Origin of the sequence: Streptomyces sp. NPDC091416 (genome assembly GCF_044756845.1) — a bacterium.
Classification (GTDB): domain Bacteria; phylum Actinomycetota; class Actinomycetes; order Streptomycetales; family Streptomycetaceae; genus Streptomyces.
Genome location: NZ_JBIVTU010000002.1, coordinates 384,332 through 401,547, shown reverse-complemented (window position 1 = coordinate 401,547; position 17,216 = coordinate 384,332). Strand labels below are relative to the sequence as shown.

The following is a 17,216-nucleotide window of genomic DNA, read 5'->3' as shown; positions in this document are numbered from 1 at the left end:
CGAGCCGGTTGTCGCGGCTGCCGAGCCGGTCGGGGAAGAGGTCGTGGAGCCGGTCGAGGCGCCGCGTGCGCGTCGTCGTGCCTCGCGCAAGGCGACCGCTCCCGCCGGTGCGCCGCAGGCCGCCGAGGTGGCCGAGATCGTCGAGGAGGCCGTCGCGGCCGAGGCCGCCGAGCCCGTCGTGGCCGAGCCCGTCGTGACCGAGGCGCCGCGTGGCCGTACCCGTCGCAGGGCCTCCGCCCCCGCCGGTGCGCCGCAGGCCGCCCGGACCGAGGCCGCCGCCGAGCCGGCTGCCGAGCCGGTCGAGGAGGAGGCCGTGGCCGAGGCCGAGGTCGTGGAGCCGGTCGAGGCCCCGCGTGGCCGCCGCCGCGCCTCCCGCAAGGCGACCTCGCCCGCGGGTTCCCCGCAGGTCACGGAGGCCGTCGAGGAGCGCAACGGGAACCAGACGGGCGAGAGCCTGCCCGAGGCAGCCGTGGAGGAGCTGGCCGCCGAGACCGCCGAGGTCGAGGAGGCGGCCCCGCGGGGCCGTCAGCGCCGTCGCGCCACCGCCGCCGCGGGCCGGCCCGAGTTCACCGGCAAGGTCGAGGAGCCCGCGCGCAGGAGCCGCCGGGCGGAGCGCCCCGCCGTCGCCGTGTTCCAGGCGCCGGTCTTCGCCGAGCCGATGTTCCAGACCCCGGAGACCGCTGCCGCCGCAGCCGCCGCCCAGCCCCCCGTCGCGCACGACGAGGAGCCCGAGGACGAGGCCGTGACGGTGGAGGAGCAGACCACCGCCCCCGCCGAGCCGGTCGCCCCCGCCGAGCCGCAGGGCGGTTCGCGCCGGCGTCGCCGTCGCCGCGGTGAGGCCGCCGAGGCCGAGCCCGTCGCCGCGCCCGCCCCGGCCGCCGCTCCGGTCCAGGAACAGGCCGAGGACGAGCAGGAACCTGCCGGCGAGAGCGACACCGAGCAGGACGGGGAGGAGACCGACGAGTACGGCGACCGCCCGTCGCGCCGTCGCCGTCGCGGAGGCCGTCGCCGTCGCCGTGGCGAGTCCGCCGAGGACGACGCCGCCGAGCAGCACGCGGACGACGACGCCGCCGAGCGTGCCGACGACGAGCAGGCGCGTGCCCAGGAGTCCGAGGACGAGGACGACGAGCAGGACGACAACGACTCCGGTGCCTCCGGGTCGAGCAGCAGCCGCCGTCGCCGTCGCCGTCGTCGCCGCAGCGGTGACTCCTCGTCCGACGCCGAGAACGGCACGGACGACCCGGAGCGCACGGTCGTCAAGGTCCGTGAGCCCCGCAAGAAGGAGGCCGAGCGCGAGCCCGGCACCGGCTTCGACGAGGTCCAATCCATCAAGGGCTCGACCCGTATGGAGGCGAAGAAGCAGCGCCGCCGTGAGGGACGCGAGCAGGGCCGCCGCCGGGTACCGATCATCACCGAGGCGGAGTTCCTCGCCCGTCGTGAGGCCGTCGAGCGCGTCATGGTCGTCCGCCAGAGCGGCGAGCGCACCCAGATCGGTGTCCTCGAGGACAACGTGCTCGTCGAGCACTACGTCAACAAGGAGCAGGCCACCAGCTACGTCGGCAACGTCTACCTGGGCAAGGTCCAGAACGTCCTGCCGTCGATGGAGGCCGCCTTCGTCGACATCGGCAAGGGCCGCAACGCCGTCCTGTACGCCGGCGAGGTCAACTTCGAGGCGCTCGGCATGGCCCACGGGCCGCGCCGGATCGAGACCGCGCTCAAGTCCGGCCAGTCCGTCCTCGTCCAGGTCACGAAGGACCCGATCGGCCACAAGGGTGCCCGCCTGACCAGCCAGGTCTCGCTGCCCGGCCGCTACCTCGTCTACGTGCCCGAGGGCTCGATGACCGGGATCAGCCGCAAGCTGCCCGACACCGAGCGTGCCCGGCTCAAGACCATCCTCAAGAAGATCGTTCCCGAGGACGCGGGCGTCATCGTCCGTACCGCCGCGGAGGGCGCGAGCGAGGACGAGCTGCGCCGTGACGTGGAGCGGCTGCAGCAGCAGTGGGAGGACATCCAGAAGAAGTCGAAGAGCAGTGGCAGCTCCAACGCGCCGACGCTTCTCTACGGCGAGCCGGACATGACCGTCCGGGTCGTCCGCGACATCTTCAACGAGGACTTCTCCAAGGTCATCGTCAGCGGTGACGACGCCTGGGAGACGATCCACGGCTACGTCTCGCACGTGGCGCCCGACCTGACGGACCGGCTGTCGCGGTGGACCTCCGAGGTCGACATCTTCGCGACGTACCGGATCGACGAGCAGCTCATGAAGGCGCTGGACCGCAAGGTCTACCTGCCGAGCGGCGGCTCGCTGGTGATCGACAAGACCGAGGCGATGGTCGTCGTCGACGTCAACACCGGAAAGTTCACCGGTCAGGGCGGCAACCTCGAGGAGACCGTCACCAAGAACAACCTGGAGGCGGCCGAGGAGATCGTGCGCCAGCTGCGGCTGCGCGACCTCGGCGGCATCGTCGTCGTCGACTTCATCGACATGGTGCTGGAGTCCAACCGGGACCTGGTGCTGCGGCGTCTGCTGGAGTGCCTGGGACGCGACCGTACGAAGCACCAGGTCGCGGAGGTCACCTCGCTGGGCCTGGTCCAGATGACCCGTAAGCGGGTCGGGCAGGGTCTGCTGGAGTCCTTCTCCGAGACCTGTGTCCACTGCAACGGGCGCGGCGTGATCGTGCACATGGAGCAGCCCACCTCGATCGGTGGCGGAGGCAACGGCAAGCGTTCCAAGAAGCGCCGCGGCGGCTCGGGTCAGGACCACGAGCACGAGCACGTTTCCGAGACGGACACCGACACCGACATCGAGACCGAGGCGGAGGTGGCCGCGGAGGTCGCCGCTCCGCTGGCGCTTCCCGAGCCGGAGTTCGTCCCGGACGAGGAGCTGTACAGCAGCCCGGCCGAGGCCGAGGCGGCAGCCGGGCGCGGCCGTGGCCGTCGTCGGGCGACGCGCAAGGCGACGGCCCCGGCCGGTGCCCCGAGGTCCGCGTCCGCGCCGGCCCCGGTGGCCGAGCCGGTCGTGACACCGGAGCCCGTGGTGGAGCCGGAGCCGGTCGTCGTACCGGAGCCGGTGGCCGAGGCCCCCGTCGCCGAGGCGCCGGCCGAGGCGCCGCAGGGCCGTACGCGCCGCCGGGCGACGCGCAAGGCGACGGCTCCGGCCGGTTCGCCGGCCCCGGCCGCCGAGTCCGCCCAGGTCGTCGAGCCCGCCCCCGTCGCCGAGGAGCCCGTCTCCGACGCGGACCCGGTCGCCGCCGAGGACCCGGTCGTCGAGGCGCCGCAGGCAGCGGCCCCCGTCGAGGAGCCGGCCGCACCGCCGCGTGCCCGGCGCCGGGTGACCCGCAAGGTCACCGCGCCCGCGGGTTCTCCCGCAGGTGCCGAGGAGGCCGAGGTCGTCGTGGTGACGGGCGCCGAGCCGGAGTCCGCCCCCGAGGCCGACGCCGAACCGGCACCGGCCAAGAAGGCGGCCCGCAAGACCGCGAAGAAGGCCACGGCCAAGAAGGCGGCCGTCAAGAAGACGGCGGCCAAGAAGACCGTCGCCAAGAAGACGACGGCCAAGAAGGCGGCGAAGAAGACGGTGGCCGCCGAGCAGTCGTCGACCGCCGTCACGGCGTCGGCCGACGAGGCCTGACCCACCTGGGGCCCGTGCCGAAGCGGCACGGGCCCCGGCACCGCGCGCGACGCAGTCGGGCCGGTCCCTCCACGGGGGCCGGCCGGCTGCGTTCCGGTGCCCGGCCGCCCACGCACCCTGACACGGAAGCTTTTCCCACATGCACAAGATCCAGAAGGCCGTCATACCTGCCGCCGGGCTCGGTACCCGGTTCCTGCCGGCGACGAAGGCGACTCCCAAGGAGATGCTTCCGGTCGTCGACAAGCCGGCGATCCAGTACGTCGTGGAGGAGGCCGCCGCCGCGGGGCTGAACGACGTGCTGATGATCACCGGGCGCAACAAGCGTGCCCTGGAGGACCACTTCGACCGGAACTACGAGCTGGAGTCGGCGCTGACCCGCAAGGGCGACGACGAACGGCTGGTCCGGGTCCAGGAGTCCAGCGAACTGGCGACCATGCACTACGTCCGGCAGGGCGACCCGAAGGGCCTCGGCCACGCCGTCCTGTGCGCGGAACCGCACGTGGGCGACGAGCCCTTCGCGGTCCTGCTCGGCGACGACCTGATCGACCCGCGCGATCCGCTGCTGGCCCGCATGACCGAGATCCAGGAGCGTGAGGGCGGCAGCGTCGTCGCGCTGATGGAGGTCGCTCCCGAGCAGATCCATCTGTACGGATGCGCCGCGGTGGAGGCCACACCCGAGGACGACGTCGTCCGGGTCACCGGACTGGTCGAGAAGCCGGAGACGGGCGACGCCCCCAGCAGCCTCGCCGTCATCGGACGCTACGTCCTGGACCCCGCCGTCTTCGGCGTGCTGCGTGACACCGAGCCGGGCCGGGGCGGCGAGATCCAGCTGACCGACGCACTTCAGCAGCTGGCCGCCGACGAGAAGCTCGGCGGCCCGGTCCACGGTGTCGTCTTCCGGGGCCGCCGGTACGACACCGGTGACCGGGGCGACTACCTGCGGGCCATCGTCAGGCTCGCCTGCGAGCGCGAGGACCTGGGGCCCGACTTCCGGACCTGGCTCCGCGACTTCGCGGCCACCGAGCTCTGAGCCACGGCTGCCCCACCCGCTCCATCCGAGACATCCGCACCGCACCAAGGACCAAGGAGAACCCTCATGATCGGCATGATTCTGGCGGCCGGCGCAGGCCGTCGTCTGCGCCCCTACACCGACACGCTTCCCAAGGCCCTGGTGCCGGTCGGTCCCGAGGGCGACGAGGAGAGCCTGACCGTCGTCGACCTGACGCTCGGCAACTTCGCCGAGGTCGGCCTGACCGACGTCGCCATCATCGTGGGCTACCGCAAGGAGGCCCTGTACGAGCGCAAGGCCGCCCTTGAGGCGAAGTACGGCGTGACCCTCACGCTGATCGACAACGACAAGGCCGAGGAGTGGAACAACGCCTACTCCCTCTGGTGCGGCCGTGACGCGCTCAAGGACGGTGTGATCCTCGCCAACGGCGACACCGTGCACCCCGTCTCCGTCGAGAAGACGCTGCTCGCCGCCCGCGGCGAGGGCAAGAAGATCATCCTCGCCCTCGACACGGTGAAGCAGCTGGCGGACGAGGAGATGAAGGTCGTCGTCGACCCCGGCAAGGGCGTCCAGCGGATCACCAAGCTGATGGACCCGGCCGAGGCCACCGGTGAGTACATCGGGGTCACCCTCATCGAGGGCGACGCGGCCGAGGAGCTGGCCGACGCGCTGAAGACGACGTTCGAGCGCGACCCGGACCTCTACTACGAGGACGGCTACCAGGAGCTCGTCAACCGCGGCTTCAAGGTCGACGTGGAGCCGATCGGCGACGTCAAGTGGGTCGAGATCGACAACCACGAGGACCTGGCCAAGGGCAGGACCATCGCGTGCCAGTACTGACCCGGCTGATCCCCGCACCGGTCGTCGTCGACATCCGGGCCGGCGCTCTGTCCGATCTGGCGGGCGTCCTCGCCGATCAGCGGATCTCCGGCTCGGGCAAACTGGCGATCGCGATCAGCGGGGGTTCCGGACGGGCGCTGCGGGAGCGGCTCTCGGACAGCCTGCCGGGTGCTTCATGGTTCGAGGTGGGCGGCGGCACGCTGGACGACGCCGTCAAGCTCGCCGAGGCCATGAAGTCCGGCCGGTACGACGCCGTCGTCGGGCTCGGCGGTGGCAAGATCATCGACTGTGCGAAGTTCGCCGCTGCCCGGGTCGGGCTGCCGCTGGTCGCCGTGGCGACGAACCTGTCCCACGACGGTCTGTGCTCACCGGTGGCCACGCTGGACAACGACGCGGGCCGCGGCTCGTACGGTGTCCCGAACCCGATCGCCGTCGTCATCGACCTCGACATCATCCGTGAGGCACCGGTCCGCTTCGTGCGGTCCGGGATCGGTGACGCGCTCTCGAACATCTCCGCCGTCGCGGACTGGGAGCTCGCCCACCGGGTCAACGGCGAGGACATCGACGGACTGGCCGCCGCGATGGCCCGGCAGGCCGGCGAGGCCGTGCTGCGCCATCCCGGTGCCCTGGGCGACGACGGCTTCCTCCAGGTGCTGGCCGAGGGGCTGGTGCTGACCGGCATCTCGATGTCGGTGGCGGGGGACAGCCGTCCCGCTTCGGGCGCCTGCCACGAGATCAACCACGCCTTCGACCTGCTGTTCCCCCAGCGCGCCGCGAGCCACGGTGAGCAGTGCGGTCTGGGCGCGGCGTTCGCGATGCACCTGCGGGGCGCGCGCCAGGAGTCCGTACGGATGGCCGGGGCGCTGCGGCGCCACGGTCTGCCGGTCACGGCGGAGGAGATGGGGTTCAGCGCGGAGGAGTTCGTCCAGGTGGTCGGCTTCGCGCCCCGGACCAGGCCGGGCCGCTACACGATCCTGGAGCATCTGGACCTGTCCCCGGACGGGATCCGGGACGCCTACGCCGACTACGCGGAGGCCGTCGGATCCTGAGGCCGGGCCCCGGAAAGGGGCCCGGTTTGACCGGGCTGTACAGGTCCCCGTAATCTTGACCGTCGGCGTTTGTTTCGCCACACCTCTGAGCACTGACCTCCCGCTCGTTCGGGAGAGGCCGCTCGTCCAATCCGGATCATCACGGGTCCCCGGACCCGTGTGAGCGGCTGGCTTCAGGGGTTTCGTCTTCGAGTGAGAGTGAGATCCGCGTGTACGCCATCGTGCGCAGCGGTGGTCGCCAGCACAAGGTTGCTGTCGGCGACATCGTTGAGGTTGACAAGATTCCCACCGCCAAGGTTGGCGACACGGTAGAGCTCTCTACCCTGCTCGTTGTCGACGGCGACGCCGTGACCAGCGACCCGTGGGTGCTTGACGGCATCAAGGTCCAGGCCGAGATTGTGGACCACCACAAGGGCGCGAAGATCGACATCCTTCGCTACAAGAACAAGACCGGCTACCGCCGTCGCCAGGGTCACCGCCAGCAGTACACGGCGATCAAGGTCACCGGTATCCCCGCGGCTGCGAAGTAAGGGACTGAGGAGACATGGCACACAAGAAGGGCGCATCGTCCACCCGGAACGGGCGCGATTCCAATGCTCAGCGGCTCGGCGTGAAGCGCTTCGGCGGTCAGGCCGTCAACGCCGGTGAGATCCTGGTCCGCCAGCGCGGCACCCACTTCCACCCGGGCACGGGCGTCGGCCGTGGCGGCGACGACACGCTGTTCGCCCTCGCCGCCGGTGCGGTCGAGTTCGGTACGCACCGTGGCCGCAAGGTCGTGAACATCGTTCCGATCGCCGGCTGAATTCGGCGCTCGTAGAGCGGTATGACGTGGAGGCGGACCTCACTTCCTTTTACGGGAAGTGGGTCCGCCTTTCGCGTGTTGCTCCTACAGGGGCGCATGAGCGAGACATTTCTGTACGTATGTAACTGGAGGTTCCACCCATGACCACCTTCGTGGACCGCGTCGAACTGCATGTCGCCGCGGGTAACGGAGGCCACGGCTGTGCCTCCGTTCACCGTGAGAAGTTCAAGCCGCTCGGCGGCCCGGACGGCGGCAACGGCGGCCGTGGCGGCGACGTGACCCTGATCGTCGATCAGGCGGTCACCACGCTCCTCGAATACCACCACCACCCCCACCGCAAGGCCACCAACGGCCAGCCCGGCGCGGGCGACAACCGCACCGGCAAGGAGGGCCAGGACCTGGTCCTGCCCGTGCCGGACGGCACCGTCGTCCTCGACGGCGCGGGCAACGTGCTGGCCGACCTCGTCGGCCAGGGCACGATGTTCGTCGCCGGCCAGGGCGGCCGCGGCGGCCTCGGCAACGGCGCGCTGGCCTCCGCCCGGCGCAAGGCGCCCGGCTTCGCGCTGCTCGGCGAGCCCGGCGAGGCCCGGGACGTCGTCCTGGAGCTGAAGACCGTCGCCGACGTGGCGCTCGTGGGCTACCCGAGCGCGGGCAAGTCCTCGCTGATCTCGGTCCTGTCGGCCGCCAAGCCGAAGATCGCCGACTACCCGTTCACGACCCTGGTCCCGAACCTGGGCGTCGTGACCGCCGGCAGCACCGTCTACACCATCGCCGACGTACCGGGCCTGATCCCGGGCGCCAGCCAGGGCAAGGGCCTCGGCCTGGAGTTCCTGCGGCACGTCGAGCGCTGCTCGGTACTCGTCCACGTACTGGACACGGCGACGCTGGAGTCCGACCGCGACCCGGTCTCCGACCTCGACATGATCGAGGAGGAGCTCAAGCTGTACGGGGGCCTGGAGGACCGGCCCCGCATCGTCGTCCTCAACAAGATCGACATCCCGGACGGCCAGGATCTCGCGGACATGATCCGTCCCGACCTGGAAGCCCGCGGCTACCGCGTCTTCGAGGTGTCCGCCGTCGCGCGCACCGGTCTCAAGGAGCTCTCCTTCGCGCTGGCCGGCGTCATCGCCGAGGCGCGTGCCGCCAAGCCCGTGGAGGAGGCGACCCGTATCGTCATCCGGCCCAAGGCCGTGGACGATGCCGGCTTCACGGTGAAGCTGGAGGACGACGGCATCTACCGGGTGCGCGGCGAGAAGCCGGAGCGCTGGGTGCGCCAGACCGACTTCAACAACGACGAGGCCGTCGGCTACCTCGCGGACCGGCTGAACCGGCTGGGCGTCGAGGACGAGCTGCGCAAGGCCGGTGCCAAGGCCGGTGACGGTGTGGCCATCGGTGCCGAGGACAACGCCGTGGTCTTCGACTGGGAGCCCACGGTGACGGCCGGTGCGGAGATGCTCGGCCGCCGCGGTGAGGACCACCGTCTGGAGGAGCCGCGTCCGGCGGCGCAGCGTCGTCGTGACCGTGAGACGGAGCGCGACGACGTCAGCAAGGAGTACCAGGAGTTCGACCCGTTCGCGTAGGACGGATGCGCAAGGGGCGTGTCCCGTACCGGTTCACCGGTACGGGACACGCCCCTTGCGCTCTGCCCCACGAAGCAGGCGGGTCAAAATCGACGAGGCGGGTGAGAAAGTGGGTTCGGTGCGGCATCGTGGTGTCGGTCCGCTCTGTTCAAGGCTCGATAAACTCTTACTCCGAACACAACCCTGTGGCTCTCCTGTCCGTCTTCCCTGTGTGAGGACGAGGCCTGCCCTCGCACAGCCGAGGGGGTAGGGGAAGCATGAGAACGTTCGTCATGCGAGGCCACCCGGGGTTTGCCGCGAGCCGCGGCCCAGCCGAAAGACGCAAGTGAAGATTTCATTTCTGGTGCGCGACCTCTGCCACATGGGCGGAGTGGTCAGCGCCACGCAGAACCTGGCGGGCGCGCTTGCGGCCCGGCACGAGGTGGAGATCATCGCTCTCCGCAAGGTGCGGGACGAGTCCTACTTCCCGCTCGACCCGCGGGTCAAGGTGCGTGCGCTGACCGATCTGCGCAAGCACTCGCCGACGTCGGACCTGGACGATCCGCTGATCGAGGTCTTCCCCAAGGTCTACCCCGTCGACCCGGCCGAGAAGAAGCCGGTCGTCAGCCGGCTGGCCGAGCTGCGCCTGCTCGAGTTCCTCGCGAACACGGACTCCGACGTCGTGGTGAGCTCCAGCCCGCGGAACACGATCATGCTGTCGTACGCCGAGGGCGACTACCTGCGGGTCACGCAGGAGCACTCGATGCCCTCCATCTACGCGAAGTACTACCAGGGCCGGCTGTTCAAGGCGTACCACTCGCTGGACGCCCTCACCGCGCTCACGCCGGAAGAGGTCGAGAGCATCGGCAAGCAGGTGCCCGGTGTGCGCAACCGGCTGGCCGTCATGCCGAACTGCGTGCCCGCCGCCCCCGTGCAGTCCAAGAGCACCAACAAGGTCATCATCGCGGCGGGCCTCCTCAAGGAGAACAAGAACTTCGCGGCGGTCATCGAGGCCTTCGCCACCGTGGTGGCCAAGCGCCCCGACTGGCGGCTGCGGATCTACGGCGGCGGCACCGAGAAGGCCAAGCTGCGCAAGCAGATCGAGACCCTCGGCCTGCACAACACCGCGACGCTGATGGGACCCGCGGCCCCGGTCTCGCCCGAGTTCAGCAAGGGCTCGATCTTCGTACTGCCCTCCAAACGCGAGGCGTTCGGCAACGTGATCGTGGAGGCGATGGCGGCCGGTCTGCCCGTCGTCAGCACCGACGCCAACCACGGCCCGCGCAACATCATCACCCACGGCGAGGACGGACTCATCGTCCCGGGCGGCGACACCGACGCCATGGCCGCCGCCATCCTCGAACTGGTCGAGGACGACGAGCGCCGGGCCCGCATGGGCGAGGCGGCGGTCCGCAACGCGGTGCGCTTCCACGAGCCGGCCAGCTGCGCGCGGTTCGAGGCGATCCTGCACGACGCGTTCGTCCGCCGGGCGCTGCCCACGACCGCCACCGCACAGGTGGACGCGCAGGGATCGGTCAACATCGATGTCGGCACGCTGCCCGCGGAGGCCCACGGTGCCGAGATCGCCTGCCGCCGCGTCGGCCGGAACCCGGCCGAGGAACGCTTCGCGATCACGCCCGGCGGCCGAGCGGTGGTGCCCTGGCACGACGGGCTGCCCGAAGGCACCTGGGAGCTGTCCGTGTGCACTCCGGACGGCAACGAGGTCCCGCTCACGGTGGACGGCTACGGCTGCGACGTGCGCGACCTGCTCAACGTCCAGCTGCCGCGGGAGGGCGGTGGCCCCGCGCTGGAGCTGCTGCTCCCGCACCGGGGCGACATGGACCGGCTGCGGATCCGCAGCGTGGTGCGCGGAGCCCACGCCGAGGTCGACGCGCTCGCGGTCGACACCGGGACGATCGACGTGGAGGCCGGTGCCTGGGGCGTGACCCTGGGCCCGGGAGCGGTCCTGGAGGCCGTGCACCGCAAGGACAAGGACCGGGTGCTGTCGTTCCCGGCGGCGGCGCTCGACGGCCGGCGGGTCACCGCCACGGTCAGCTGTGCCGCGCTGGTGGCCGAGCACGAGGGGCCCGAGCAGATCTGGGACGTGTGGCTGCGTCCGGCCGCGGGCGCGGACCGCGTCCAGGTCGGCAAGCTCGCCACCGACGTCCTGTCGCCCATAGGCGTCTTCACCTTCCCGCGGCCGGTGATCCGGATCCTTCCCGATCCCAGCAGGACGCTGCTGGCGAAGGTCGGCCGCCGGGTGACCCGGACGCTGAACGGCGGGAAGCCGGCGCCGCGTCCGGTCTCGAAGGTGGAGATCCGGCCGTACTACACGGCTCTGTCGCAGCTCGCCTTCAAGACGGTCGACGTCGAGCCTTAGAGCCGCTCGGACGGTACGGAAAAGGGGGCGGGCCCGGAGAACTGATCTCCGGGCCCGCCCCCTTTCTGCCGGTGCGAGCGGCTACTTCTCCTCGGTGAGGTCCGTCGCCTGCTCGATCATGCGGTCCACGACGCGCTGCGAGGCCCGGCCGTCGTCCAGGTCGCAGAACAGGTGGTGGAAGCGCTCGAAGCGCTCGCTGTACTGCGGCCACACCGTGTCGATGTCGCGGATCGAGTCGATCAGCTCGGAGGACGTACGCACCAGCGGGCCGGGCGAGTCCTTCTCGAAGTCGAAGTAGAACCCGCGCAGCGTGTCGCGGTAGTGCTCCAGGTCGTACGTGAAGAAGAGCATCGGCCGCTTGAGGTGGGCGTAGTCGAACATCACGGACGAGTAGTCGGTGATCATGATGTCGGACGCCAGGTACAGATCGGCGATGTCCGGGTACTCGGACACGTCCCAGACGAAGCCGTTGCCGGCGCCGGGCACCTGGTCGACGACGTTGGAGTGGCGCCGGATCAGCAGGACGTGGTCGTCGCCGAGGCGGCGGCGGGCGTCCTCCAGGTCGAGCCGCAGGTCGAAGGAGTACTGCCCGGCCCGGTGCGACTGGTCGTCGCGCCACGTCGGCGCGTACAGCACGACCTTCTTGCCCTCGGGCAGCCCGATCCGCTTCCTGATCTCCTCGGCGAGCTTGACCCGCTCGTCGGAGTACAGGTAGTCGTTGCGCGGGTAACCGGCCTCCAGGATCTCCCCGTCGTAGGAGAAGGCCCGCTTCAGGATCGGCGTGCTGAAGCGGTTGGAGGAGACGAGCATGCTCCAGTTCTTCGCCTCGAGTTCCAGACGCTTCTGGTACTCCTTGTCGAAGTGGAGCGTGTCGATGTCATGGCCGATCTTCTTCAGCATCGTGCCGTGCCAGGTCTGGACGATGACCTGGCCGGGACGCCGGACGACCCACTCGGGAAGGTGCGCGTTGGTCACGATGTACTTGCTGGAGGCGAGTGCGTCGAACCACTCGGTGCCCCACATCCGGACCTTCTCGGCCGTCGGCGGCAGCTCCACCTGGCCGTCGCGGACCGCCCACAGGTGCTTGAGGTCCGAGCCCCGGCGCACCAGCTCCTCGTGCATGGCACGCGGACTGTCCGAGTACTGCTTGCCGTTGTAGCTCAGGTAGAACACCTGGTCGCGCAGCGGCTCCTGGCACTTGGCCTCGTACACCTCACGGCGCAGCTGGCCCTGGCGGAACGGGCCGCGCTCCACATCGGACAGTTCCGAGCGGCAGTTGAGCTGCGGGAAGTCGTGCCAGCGCGCCTCCAGCCAGTAGCGGCGGCCCTTCATCGTGCTGTGCAGCGGGAACTGGTCCGACGCGAGCCGGTCGATGACGAACTCGACGTCCGGACCGTCGGCCTGGCGGAGGAAGAAGTTCCACCGGCCGGCCTTCAGCGGGACGGTGCCCTGGGCGCCACCGCCCAGCGTCGAGGGGTCGAAGGCCGTCTCGTACGAGCCGTCGGCGGTCCAGTCGATCGGGACCAGGCGCTCGTCGAACCGGCCCTTGGCCTTCAGCAGCAGCTCGGAACCGACCAGGTGCGCCGGGGCGTGGCCGGACAGGACGATCTTGCCGTCCCGCTCGCTCACCCGCGTCATCACGGCACGCTCGGTCTGGCCGCGGAACTTGAGGTAGCCGTTGTGCCCGGCGATGACCGCCAGCTCGTGACGGCCCGCCTGCCGGCCCATGCTCGCGGGCAGCGGGAAACGACCGTCCTCCAGGCCCTCCTGGACGACGGGGCTCAGCCGGCGCGGTTCCACGCTCTCGTCGGGGCCGGAGACCATCAGCGCCGTGGACCAGTTACGGACCCGGGGCTGGGCGTGGCCTTCGGTGCTCTCTGCGGTGACCAGGGCGACGTCGGCGAGCGGCACCTCGACGCGGAAGCCGCGGACGCCGTTCTGCTCCTCCTCGACGGTGACCGGGTAGCGCCGGAGCTCACCGCTGGACTGGTTGGAAACCTGAAGGCTGACGGACTCGTCGCTCGCCAGCGCCGCACGGATCTCGCCCCGGATCACGATCCGGTCGCCGTCCAGCTCCCGGCCGGTCACCAGCGCGTTGACCCGCTCGATGCGCAGCTTGAGCGCTGCGCCCTCGACGCTGGGAAGCATCCGGTAGTTCTTGTCGAGCCACTGGTAGGGCGGGAAGTTCTGGGCGCTGCCGCCGTTCGACTGGATGCCGCGACGGCGCAGCAGGCCGGAGCTCATGACGATCACGCCGATGTGCCAGATGCCCTCCTCCCACTGCCCGTTGTGGCGGAGCTTGGCGGGGTCGAAGGAGAACTCCCAGCCGGACCAGTCGTAGTTGTAGCGCTTCTGCCAGGTGTCCGACGTGCGGCCCGGGCGGAAGACGTTCTTCGCCGGGAAGATCAGACGGCGGCGCGATCCGCCCTTCTTGATCTGGATGAACTTGGCGGTGCTGCGCCGGTTCGGGATGTCGATCTTGTCTATCCAGGCGTCGCCGCTCAGCAGCAGCTTGCCCTTCTGCCACTCCACCCCCACGAGCGGGGTCCTGAGCTCCAGGTCCTTGTCGATGCGCAGGGTCTTGCGGGAGAGCGAGACGCCGCTGCCGTCCAGGGCCTTGAACCCGGCGTACTTGCGCAGGAAGCCGCTGACCTCGACCGGCTCACGGCGGCGCTGGTCGGCGAGGAGGTCGATCAGCTCGGAGATCGCGCCGCGGCGCACCAGCGCGTACTGCACGCGCAGCACGGCCGGCAGTTCGTCCAGGACCTGCGCCTCGACCTGGTCGAGGTAGCGGTTGGCGGCGACGAGGAAGGCCTCGCGGTACTCCACCTCGCCGTCCGGGACGACGTTCAGGAAGATGCGCAGGTCGTCCCGGAGTACACGGGCGTCGTACTCCCGCTTGAACTGGGCCCACTTGGCACCGGGGCGGTCGGCGAGGAACTGGGCCACGGACTCACAGGCGGCGACCCGGTCGCGGACGCCCTGCGGGTCCGTGCGGCGCTGGGTGATCGACGGGGCGGACTCGCCCTCGCGCAGCCGCCAGTAGTAGACGGGCTCGCCGATCAGGTCGATGGCGTCGGCCAGGTAGTGCGCGCGCAGCACCACGGCGCTGTCCTCGTAGAGCACGCCCTCGGGGAAGGCGAAGCCGTTCTTCTCCCAGAAGGTGCGGCGCCAGACCTTGTTGCAGGAGATGCGGTCGGCGACGAGCTTGGGGTACTCGGAGATGTGGGTGCGCTTGCGGGCCTCGCCGGCCAGCATCTTCATGAGCGGCACCTGCCAGGACCGCTCGCCCTTGACGTGGAACACGTTGCCGGTGGCGAAGTCGGAGCCGGTGTCGTCGAGGCTGGCGACCATCATGCGGTAGCCGTCCGGCGGGATGACGTCGTCGCTGTCGAGGAAGGCGAAGTACTCGCTCTCCGGCGCCATGTTGGCCAGGCCCGCGTTACGGGCCGAGCCGAGGCCGCCGTTCTCCTTCGTCACCAGCCGGAAGCGCGGGTCGCGCTCGGCGAAGGCGGCGGCTATCGCGGCCGAGCCGTCGGTGGAGCCGTCGTCGACCATGACGACTTCGAGATCGGTGAAGGTCTGCGCCTCCACCGAGTCGAGGCAGGCTTCGAGATACGCCTCGACGTTGTACACGGGCACGATGACACTGAGCCGGGGGGTCATGTTGTTCGGCATTCCTTTCGGGTCAGACCCGCTCGACCAGTTCGAGCGCCTGGGCAGGGGATGGTGCCGGCTTGCGTGCGGCCAGCGGGACGACGGGAAGGACGTCTTCCTCGTTCAGGAAGACGGTACGGACGACACGTTCGGCCGCACGGCCGTCGTCGAAGTCGCAGAAGCGCTTGCGGAACGCGGCCCGGCAGGCCGCGGACTCCTCGCCGCGCCACTCGTCGGAGCGGAGGATATCGGTGAGCTGTGCCTGGCTGGTGGCCACGGCCCCGGGGGGCTCGGCCATCAGGTCGAAGTAGGTGCCCCGCACGACCTTGTACGTCTCCCAGTCGTCCGCGAAGATCACGATCGGCCGGTCGAGGTTGGCGTAGTCGAACATGGCCGACGAGTAGTCGGTGATCATGGCGTCGGCCGCGAGGTAGAGCTCCTCCACGCACGGGTGTGCGGAGACGTCGATCACCCGGCCGCTGGCCTGGAGCTCGGCGAGCTTGCCGGTGGGCTTGTAGAAGTAGTGGCCGCGCACCAGCAGGGTGACGTCGGGCCCCAGCTCCTCGGCGAGCTTCGCGAGGTCGATCCGGGGCGAGAACTCCTTCTGGTACTCGCGGTGGGTCGGCGTGTACAGGAAGACGGTGGAACCGTCCGCCGCACCGAGCTCGCGGCGGGCCCGCCTGACCTCTTCGGCCCCGGCGTTGACCAGGACGTCGTTGCGCGGGTAGCCGGTCTCCAGCGAGGTGTAGGAACACGGATAGACCCGCTCCCACACGGTGGTGGAGTGGCGGTTCGACGTGAGGCTGTAGTCCCAGCGGTCGCAGCGCCTCAGCAGGTCCGCCATGTCCATGTTGGTGGAGGCCGGGTAGTCGGCCTGGTCGAGGCCCATCGTCTTCAGCGGGGTGCCGTGATGGGTCTGCAGGTGGATCTGGCCCTCGCGCTTGATCAGCGAGTCCGCGAAGTTCACGTTGTTGATGAAGTACGTGCCGCGGGCCAGCGCCGTCCAGTACTCGCGGGAGCCGACGACGGCCACCTCGACACCCTTGGGCACCCGGCTCACGTGCTCGGCGCGCACCGTCCAGACCCGGCGGATGTGCGGGGCGAGCCGGGCCAGCTCGGCGTCGATGGCCGCGGGGTTGCACGCGTAGCCGCGGCCCCAGTAGGCGGAGAAGACCGCGAGGTTCTCGTCCAGCGGCAGCCGCAGCTGGGACTGGTAGATCATCCGCATCGCGGCCCGCTTGGCCCGGCCGATGCGCCGGGTGTTGCGCGCCCGGGCCCTGGTCCGCACCTGGTTCGCCCGGGTGACACCGGTCAGCGCCGGATAGGAGTCCCTGCCGAGCATCGCGTACTGGTAGCCGCGGGCACCGCCCGGGCGTTCGAATCCCTCGGGCAGCCGGCGGTTGTAGTCGGCGGCCGCGCGGTGAAAGAATTCGGCCCGCGCGTTCTTGGGAAGGCGGCCCGGCTTATCCAGCACCGTGAGGTATTGGTCGACCATCTTGCGGAAAAGCGCAGGACGCCAGGAATCGTATTCCGGATGTTCATCCAGATAGGTGAATACGCGGTCGTACTGATCGAATACATCGAAATGGCTGCGGCTGACGGTATTGAGTATGTTCCCGCCCTCCCGGCGCTGCCGGTAGAGCACGCAGACGCGGTCGAGCAGCGCGATGCTCTCCGCGGTGACCAGCGTGGTGTACGTCCAGGGCGCGTCCTCGTAGAACCCGGACGAGAAGCGGAACCCGTGCGCCTCGACGAAGTCGCGACGGTAGGCCTTGTTCCAGACGATCTGCAGCAGATCGAGCAGCGCGGGCCGCTCCGACAGGGGGAACACCGCGGGCTCGGCGCCGCCGAGGAGATCCGCCCGCCGGCCGGGCAGCAGCCGGCCGTCCCAGTAGCTGAGTGCGTAGTCGTAGACCAGGACGTCGGGGTCGTCGGTCGCGTCGAGGCGTCCGGCGATGCCGCTCAGCGAGCCGGGCGCCAGGGTGTCGTCGCTGTCGAGGAAGAGCAGATAGTCGCCGGTCGCCTCTTCCATCCCGGCGTTACGGGCGCGGCCCAGCCCCACGTTCTCCGTCAGATGGAGCACTCGCACCCGGGGGTCGCGCTCCGCGTACTCGTCCAGAATGGCGCCGGAGCCGTCCGGCGAGCAGTCGTCCACGGCGACGACCTCGAAGTCGGTGAAGTCCTGCTGCAGCACGGAGTCGAGGCACTCCCGAACATACCCCTGCACGTTGTACGCAGGCACGATGAGTGTCAGTCGAGGCATCCTTCACCAGTCCAGAGAGCTGTCTGCAG

10 protein-coding genes are annotated in these 17,216 nt (G+C 70.1%); 8 read left to right on the top strand and 2 right to left on the bottom strand.

From position 1 onward, the window contains the following. The 8 genes from ACIQMX_RS08700 to ACIQMX_RS08665 form a co-directional block, all read left to right on the top strand. Positions 1–3,628: Rne/Rng family ribonuclease (locus tag ACIQMX_RS08700; protein WP_402475926.1), on the top strand; the 3,628-nt coding region annotated here is incomplete at its 5' end. Positions 3,629–3,767: 139 nt separating this feature from the next. Beyond that, the gene (gene galU, locus ACIQMX_RS08695; protein WP_363065893.1) at positions 3,768–4,658 is read left to right on the top strand and encodes a UTP--glucose-1-phosphate uridylyltransferase GalU; all 891 of its coding nucleotides are present in this window, start codon (positions 3,768–3,770) and stop codon (positions 4,656–4,658) included. A 66-nt stretch (positions 4,659–4,724) separates the two neighbouring features. After that, positions 4,725–5,477: a phosphocholine cytidylyltransferase family protein gene (locus ACIQMX_RS08690; RefSeq protein WP_326662277.1), complete on the top strand. Its 753-nt coding sequence runs from the start codon at positions 4,725–4,727 to the stop codon at positions 5,475–5,477. Then, complete coding sequence (locus ACIQMX_RS08685) at positions 5,465–6,526, top strand: iron-containing alcohol dehydrogenase family protein (protein ID WP_363065895.1); 1,062 nt, start codon at positions 5,465–5,467, stop codon at positions 6,524–6,526. Before ACIQMX_RS08690 ends, ACIQMX_RS08685 begins: the two co-directional genes overlap by 13 nt. A 209-nt stretch (positions 6,527–6,735) precedes the next feature. Further along, complete coding sequence (gene rplU, locus ACIQMX_RS08680) at positions 6,736–7,056, top strand: 50S ribosomal protein L21 (RefSeq protein WP_018551604.1); 321 nt, start codon at positions 6,736–6,738, stop codon at positions 7,054–7,056. 14 nt (positions 7,057–7,070) lie between these two features. Then, the gene (rpmA, locus tag ACIQMX_RS08675) at positions 7,071–7,328 is read left to right on the top strand and encodes a 50S ribosomal protein L27 (RefSeq protein ID WP_018103204.1); all 258 of its coding nucleotides are present in this window, start codon (positions 7,071–7,073) and stop codon (positions 7,326–7,328) included. A 140-nt stretch (positions 7,329–7,468) separates the two neighbouring features. Continuing rightward, on the top strand, positions 7,469–8,908 hold the full coding sequence (gene obgE, locus ACIQMX_RS08670; RefSeq protein WP_363065897.1) for a GTPase ObgE: 1,440 nt from the start codon (positions 7,469–7,471) through the stop codon (positions 8,906–8,908). A 325-nt stretch (positions 8,909–9,233) separates the two neighbouring features. After that, a complete protein-coding gene (locus ACIQMX_RS08665) occupies positions 9,234–11,267 on the top strand; it encodes a glycosyltransferase family 4 protein (protein ID WP_363065899.1) in 2,034 nt (677 codons plus the stop codon). An 81-nt stretch (positions 11,268–11,348) separates the two neighbouring features. Here the strand turns inward: ACIQMX_RS08665 and ACIQMX_RS08660 are convergent, their stop codons facing one another. After that, positions 11,349–14,933 carry a CDP-glycerol glycerophosphotransferase family protein gene (locus tag ACIQMX_RS08660; RefSeq protein ID WP_363065901.1) on the bottom strand — a complete coding sequence of 1,195 codons (3,585 nt, stop codon included), beginning with the start codon at positions 14,931–14,933 and terminating at the stop codon, positions 11,349–11,351. A gap of 22 nt (positions 14,934–14,955) precedes the next feature. Beyond that, on the bottom strand, positions 14,956–17,187 hold the full coding sequence (locus ACIQMX_RS08655) for a CDP-glycerol glycerophosphotransferase family protein (protein ID WP_402475921.1): 2,232 nt from the start codon (positions 17,185–17,187) through the stop codon (positions 14,956–14,958). Positions 17,188–17,216: the final 29 nt, after the last annotated feature.

Coding starts and splice junctions, on each gene's coding strand:
- ACIQMX_RS08690 (WP_326662277.1), top strand. CDS start 4,725: ATGATCGGCATGATTCTGGCGGCCGGCGCAGGCCGTCGTCTGCGCCCC.
- rpmA (WP_018103204.1), top strand. CDS start 7,071: ATGGCACACAAGAAGGGCGCATCGTCCACCCGGAACGGGCGCGATTCC.
- obgE (WP_363065897.1), top strand. CDS start 7,469: ATGACCACCTTCGTGGACCGCGTCGAACTGCATGTCGCCGCGGGTAAC.
- ACIQMX_RS08655 (WP_402475921.1), bottom strand. CDS start 17,187: ATGCCTCGACTGACACTCATCGTGCCTGCGTACAACGTGCAGGGGTAT.
- galU (WP_363065893.1), top strand. CDS start 3,768: ATGCACAAGATCCAGAAGGCCGTCATACCTGCCGCCGGGCTCGGTACC.
- ACIQMX_RS08660 (WP_363065901.1), bottom strand. CDS start 14,933: ATGACCCCCCGGCTCAGTGTCATCGTGCCCGTGTACAACGTCGAGGCG.